A 6,148-nucleotide genomic window follows, 5' to 3' on the forward strand; every position below is an offset into this window, starting at 1 on the left:
CGATCGGCCAGCTCATCCGGCGGAGAAAACAGCGCCGTCAGCAAGTGTCCGGTGATGGGCACCGTCCCTGATCCGAGCCAACGACACACCGCAGCCGGCGTCTACTCCAACGGTGATTGGTGGCCGAACCAGCTGAACCTGCAGATCCTGCATCAAAATTCGCTCAAGAGCAATCCGATGGGCGAGGGATTCAACTACGCCGAAGAATTCAAAAAACTGGATTTGGACGCGTTGAAGAAAGACGTCAATGAGTTGATGACAACTTCCCAAGATTGGTGGCCGGCCGATTACGGCCACTACGGCCCGTTCTTCATTCGAATGGCCTGGCACAGTGCCGGCACCTATCGCGTCGCCGATGGCCGTGGCGGTGCCGGTTACGGAACACAACGGTTCGCGCCGCTGAACAGCTGGCCCGACAACGGCAACCTCGACAAGGCGCGCCGTCTGCTCTGGCCGATCAAGCAGAAGTACGGCAAGAGGATTTCTTGGGCAGACCTGATGGTCTTTGCCGGCAACTGCGCCCTCGAATCGGCCGGGTTTGAGACGATGGGATTCGCCGGGGGCCGGGCAGACGTTTGGGAACCCCAGCAGGATGTCTACTGGGGACCCGAAACCGAATGGCTGGGCGACAAACGTTACTCGGGGGATCGCGAACTGGAGAACCCGCTCGCCGCGGTGCAAATGGGATTGATCTACGTGAACCCGGAAGGGCCCAACGGCAAACCCGATCCGCTGGCAGCGGCGAAGGACATTCGAGAAACGTTCGGCCGCATGGCGATGAACGACGAAGAAACGGTTGCGTTGATCGCCGGCGGGCACACGCTAGGCAAGGCGCATGGTGCGGCCGATCCGAGCAAGTTCGTCGGTCCGGCACCCGAAGGCGCGACGTTGGAGGAGCAAGGCCTGGGCTGGAAGAACACGTTCGGAAAGGGCAACGCGGAGGACACCATCACCAGCGGTCTCGAAGGCGCCTGGACGTCCACGCCGGCCACTTGGTCCCACGAGTACTTTGACAACCTGTTCTCCTATGAATGGGAATTGACCAAGAGTCCCGCCGGCGCGCACCAGTGGACGCCGAAGGACGAGTCCGCGCAAGGCACCGTTCCCGACGCGCATGATCCGACCAAGTCCCACGCCCCGATGATGTTCACGACCGACCTGGCGCTCAAGATGGACCCGATCTACGGTCCGATTTCTAAACGGTTTTATGAGAACCCGGACGAGTTCAACGAAGCGTTTGCCAAAGCCTGGTACAAGCTGACCCATCGCGACATGGGCCCCGTCTCTCGCTGCCTCGGTCCCTGGGTTGCCGAGCCGCAATTGTGGCAGGACCCCGTCCCCGCGGTCGATTATGAATTGATCGGAGCGGAGGACATCGCGGCCTTGAAAACCCAGTTACTCGACTCGGGGCTTTCGGTCTCGGAGTTGGTGGAAACCGCATGGGCGTCGGCGTCGACGTTCCGCGGCAGTGACAAGCGTGGCGGGGCGAACGGCGCCAGGATCCGTTTGGCACCGCAAAAAGATTGGCAGGTCAATCAACCGGAAGAGCTGGCAAAGGTCTTGACGACGCTGGAAAAGATCCAGCAAGACTTCAATGACTCGCAGACCGGTGACAAGAAAGTTTCGCTGGCGGATCTGATCGTGTTGGGCGGATGCGCTGCCGTGGAAGAGGCCGCGAAGCAAGCCGGGCACGAGGTCCAGGTTCCATTCTCGCCCGGCCGCACCGACGCCTCGCAAGAGCAAACCGATGTCGAGGGCTTCGCGGTGCTGGAGCCGAAAGCCGACGGATTCCGCAACTACTTCGGCCACACGCTGAACCGACCGGCCGAAGAACTGTTGGTTGATCGTGCCAACCTGCTCACGCTGACCGCTCCGGAAATGACCGTGCTGGTCGGCGGCCTGCGCGTCCTCAATGCGAATGCCGACAACCTGAAGCTGGGCGTGTTCACCGAGCAACCGGGGGTTCTGACCAACGATTTCTTCGTCAACCTGCTGGACATGGGCACGACCTGGAAAGAGTCCGCGGTCTGCGAGAATTTCTATGAAGGCCGTGACCGAGAGAGCGGAGAAGTCAAATGGCGGGCGACGTCGGTTGACCTGGTCTTCGGATCCAACTCGCAATTGCGTGCCATCTCGGAGGTCTACGCCAGCGAAGACGCGAAGCAAAAGTTCGTCAAGGACTTCGTCGCCGCCTGGAGCAAGGTGATGAATTTGGACCGTTTTGACCTTGATCCGGGTCAGCGAAGCGGAGCGGCTGAATTGGCGGTCCGCTAACACGACTGGCCAGCGGCAATGGCTGCGGCCGGGCACCGCGTGCTGCAGAGCCACGTCGAGACTGCGTTCCAAGGCGGAGCCTTGGAACGAGGGGCAAATCTCCCTCTCGCACTTGACCAAGTCGGAAATGCCGCTTAAGATTCAATCGTTGATCGACGATAGACGTTAAAGCAAATGTAGCTTGATGGCCAAAAAACAGTCCAAGAAGAAATGCGACGCCTCATCGGTGAAGCTGAAAGCGGATCCGATGGCGGAGGAGTTGGCGAAGCTGGCGTGGGCGATCGCCCATCCGGCCCGGGTGCAGATCGTGCGTCTGCTGATCGGACGCGATGCGTGCATGTGTGGCGAAATCGTCGACTGTTTACCGCTGGCCCAATCGACCGTCTCGCAGCACCTGAAGATCCTCAAGGAGTCGGGGTTGATCCAGGGCGAAGTTGACGGCCCGAAGGTCTGTTACTGCGTCAACCCCGAGCGACTCGAGCAACTCAAGCAATGGGTCGCCGCCCTCTGACACCGTCTTTTTTTGCCTGAATGTTCGCTGATCGACGATAGACGATTACTTTTTCCCCGTGGAGGCTTTCCAATGAGTACCGTTCAAATATACGACCGTGCCATGTGCTGCAGCACCGGAGTCTGTGGCCCCCAGGTGGATCCAGCGTTGCCCAAGTTTGCTGCGGACTTGGACTGGCTGAAGGCCCAGGGCCATGACATCCAGCGTTTTAATCTTGCCCAAGATGCGACCGCGTTTGCAAACAATCCGGCGGTGCAAGAAATGCTTGGTCGCGAAGGCGTCGATTGCTTGCCGTTGATCTATGTCGATGGCCGGATCGTCAGTCGCAGTGATTACCCGAGTCGTGAAAATTTGGCACTGTGGACGGGGACGTCGCTGGCGCCGGCACGCACGCTTCCCGTGGCGGGCTCCGGTGGATGCTGTGGCGACACCGGTTGCTGCTAAGTTTCAAATCAGGAGAGAGAGATGGAGTTTTTGGAAACACCGACACGGAATCTGTTCTTTACGGGAAAGGGCGGTGTCGGCAAAACCTCGATGGCTTGTGTCAGCGCGATCGCCTTGGCGGATCGAGGCCTGCGCGTGCTGCTTGTATCAACCGACCCGGCGTCCAATCTGGACGAAGTGCTGGGCATGCGGCTGAGCAACAAACCGACCGCTGTCGACTCGGTGGCCAACTTACAAGCCATGAACATCGATCCAGAACAGGCGGCTCGAGAGTACCGTGAACGCATGGTGGCTCCCTACCGGGGCGTGCTGCCCGACACAGCGGTGCAGAGTATGGAAGAACAGTTCTCGGGGTCCTGCACGCTTGAGATCGCCGCTTTCGATGAGTTTGCCAAGCTGCTCGGCGACGAGCAGGCGACCGCTGACTTCGATCACATCATCTTCGACACGGCACCGACCGGCCATACGCTGCGACTGTTGACGTTGCCGTCGGCCTGGTCGGGGTTCATGGAAACCAACACTTCGGGAACGTCGTGCTTGGGTCCATTGTCGGGGCTGCAGGCGCAACAGACACTTTATGGAAAAACGGTCGACGCGCTCGGCGATCCGCAGCGGACGACGCTGGTCCTGGTCACCCGGCCCGAGATTTCGGCATTGCGAGAGGCGGATCGCACCAGCAGCGAACTCCGGGCGTTGGGCGTGACCAATCAGCACCTTGTGATCAATGGAGTGTTCCAAGCCAGGGATGCGTCGGACCCAATCGCCGCGGCGATGCAATCCCGTTGCGATCAAGCCATCGCAACGATGCCGGCGGGGCTGGAGGGTCTCGATCGCACGTCGGTTCCGCTGGCCGGACGCGGCTTCATTGGCGTCGATGTGCTGCGGCAGTCGGGTACAACGCAACAGGCCGTCGACATATCGGCCGTCACGTCCGCAAGCGAATCCGAACAAGACAGAGAGGTCGACGCGACGCTTGCGACCGATGCGTTGATCGTTGCGTTGTCGGCGCAGAGCCATGGGGTCATCATGACGATGGGCAAGGGCGGCGTCGGCAAGACCACGGTGGCCGCCGGGATCGCCGTCGCATTGGCGGACAAGGGATTCGCCGTGCATCTTTCGACCACCGACCCGGCCGCCCACGTTGCCGCGACGATGGCGGCAGATCAGATCCCAGGCCTGACGGTCAGCCGCATCGATCCGGCGGAAGAAATCCGAGCTTATCGCGAGGAAGTGATGCGCACCGCCGGAGCCGAACTGGACGAACGGGGGAGGGCGTTGCTGGAGGAAGACCTGCGTTCCCCGTGCACCGAAGAGATCGCCGTCTTTCGGGCGTTCGCCAAAACGGTGGCTGAAGGGGAAGACCGCATCGTGGTGCTCGACACGGCACCCACCGGGCACACCGTCTTGCTGCTCGATTCCGCACTCGCCTACCACCGCGAAGTAACGCGTCAATCCAGCGAGATGCCCAAGTCGGTCGAAAAACTACTGCCTCGGCTGCGCGATCCGAACTTCACGAAGGTGCTGGTCGTCACGCTACCGGAGTCGACCCCTGTGCACGAGGCCGCCCACCTACAGGACGACCTCCGTCGCGCCGAGATTGAGCCGTTTGCTTGGGTGATCAACCAGTCACTTGGCCCGCTACAGTTGAGCGATCCTGTTCTGCGGAGTCGGCGAGCGAGCGAAGGCGTCTTTATCCACGAAGTTGTCTCACAGCACGCCAAGCAGGCCACGATCCTTCCCTGGCAAACCTTGCCGCCCACCGGCGTCGAAGGACTGCGTGAGCTTTTTGCCACCTCCACCGCGGGCATCGCTTCCCATTGATCACCTCGTGGCACCTCGGATTGCGAAACGCTGGTGCTTCAGGCCCAAACGCTCCTTCAACACGGACGCGCCGAAACCGGACCAGCGGTCAGCATGATGAACAACAGAAGCATTCCTAATAACAAAGTCAACCAACGGCACGTGAGTGATATGCAAGGCATCAGTTTACATCCTGAATTGTCTCGATTTATGGACCGGCGCAAGGCGGAATTTGACCAAATCCCCGAGTCGCGAAAGAAGGAACTCGAAGAACTCTCCGCCTACGTTCGCCGGCGGTTGGACGTCGCGGGAGAGGCAAAGCTGACCTTCATCTGCACCCACAATTCGCGACGAAGTCACTTCTCCCAGATCTGGGCCAAAGTGGCCGCGGATGCCTATGGCCTGGGCGGAGTCACGACGTTTTCCGGCGGAACCGAGGCGACCGCGATGAATACCCGCGTCGTTGATTCGCTGCGGCGAAGTGGCTTTGTGGTCGACGTCGATCACGCCGGGGCGGACAACCCGACCTATCGCGTGCGGTATTCAGACGAAGTCGCACCGCTGGAGTGTTTTTCCAAGGTCTTTGACCAGGCTCCCAATCCGACCGCCGATTACGCGGCCGTCATGACCTGTGCGAGCGCGGACGAGGCGTGTCCGATCGTGCGGGGATGCGATCTCAGGGCGCCGATCCGTTACGAAGATCCCAAGGCTGCCGATGACACGGCGCACGAGGCCGGCGTCTATGACCAGCGATCGCAACAGATTTGTCGCGAGATGCTGTACATGATGTCGAGGGTCGAAGCCGCGGGCGAATGAATCAGTAGGGACGTCAAACGAATCATGTTCCCTTGTTCCCGGGCTCTGCCTGGGAACACACTGTCCGGGAGGCTCCCGCCTCCTACCCGCGCACCGCGTGTGGCGAGAGCCACACCGCCAGAAGCGTTCCAGCAGTAGGTCACGCTGTGCGTGACGTTTGGCATGCACAGCATGCCCTTCTACGGTTGAAGCATTTTGCGTGTTCGTCCGCTCCGCCCTGCAAGCAAGTGAAAGCCAAATTTCGCTAAGTTCAGCGTGGTTTCCTCAGGTCGGGGCCCGTAGGCTCGCGTCAGACGGCTGATA

General features: G+C 60.5%; 5 protein-coding genes. All 5 read left to right on the forward strand.

Annotated elements, in window-relative coordinates; all coding sequences use genetic code 11:
- Nucleotides 1-54: 54 nt before the first annotated feature.
- The 5 genes from katG (at nt 55) to NZK35_RS21410 (ending at nt 5,845) form a co-directional block, all read left to right on the forward strand.
- Entirely contained in the window at nt 55-2,274 is a 2,220-nt protein-coding gene (gene katG / locus NZK35_RS21390) for a catalase/peroxidase HPI (RefSeq protein WP_407699814.1), read from the forward strand.
- A gap of 184 nt (nt 2,275-2,458) precedes the next feature.
- A complete protein-coding gene (locus NZK35_RS21395; protein WP_259634561.1) occupies nt 2,459-2,785 on the forward strand; it encodes an ArsR/SmtB family transcription factor in 327 nt (108 codons plus the stop codon).
- Nucleotides 2,786-2,857: 72 nt separating this feature from the next.
- Nucleotides 2,858-3,229 carry an arsenite efflux transporter metallochaperone ArsD gene (gene arsD / locus NZK35_RS21400; RefSeq protein WP_259634562.1) on the forward strand — a complete coding sequence of 124 codons (372 nt, stop codon included), beginning with the start codon at nt 2,858-2,860 and terminating at the stop codon, nt 3,227-3,229.
- A 21-nt stretch (nt 3,230-3,250) separates the two neighbouring features.
- Nucleotides 3,251-5,050 (forward strand): arsenical pump-driving ATPase, encoded by a 1,800-nt coding sequence (gene arsA, locus NZK35_RS21405; protein WP_259634563.1) that lies wholly within the window; start codon nt 3,251-3,253, stop codon nt 5,048-5,050.
- Between the two features lie 177 nt (nt 5,051-5,227).
- Complete coding sequence (locus NZK35_RS21410) at nt 5,228-5,845, forward strand: low molecular weight phosphatase family protein (protein WP_259634564.1); 618 nt, start codon at nt 5,228-5,230, stop codon at nt 5,843-5,845.
- Nucleotides 5,846-6,148: the final 303 nt, after the last annotated feature.

It is taken from the genome of Stieleria sedimenti, from assembly GCF_025060895.1.
Classification (GTDB): Bacteria; Planctomycetota; Planctomycetia; order Pirellulales; family Pirellulaceae; genus Stieleria; species Stieleria sedimenti.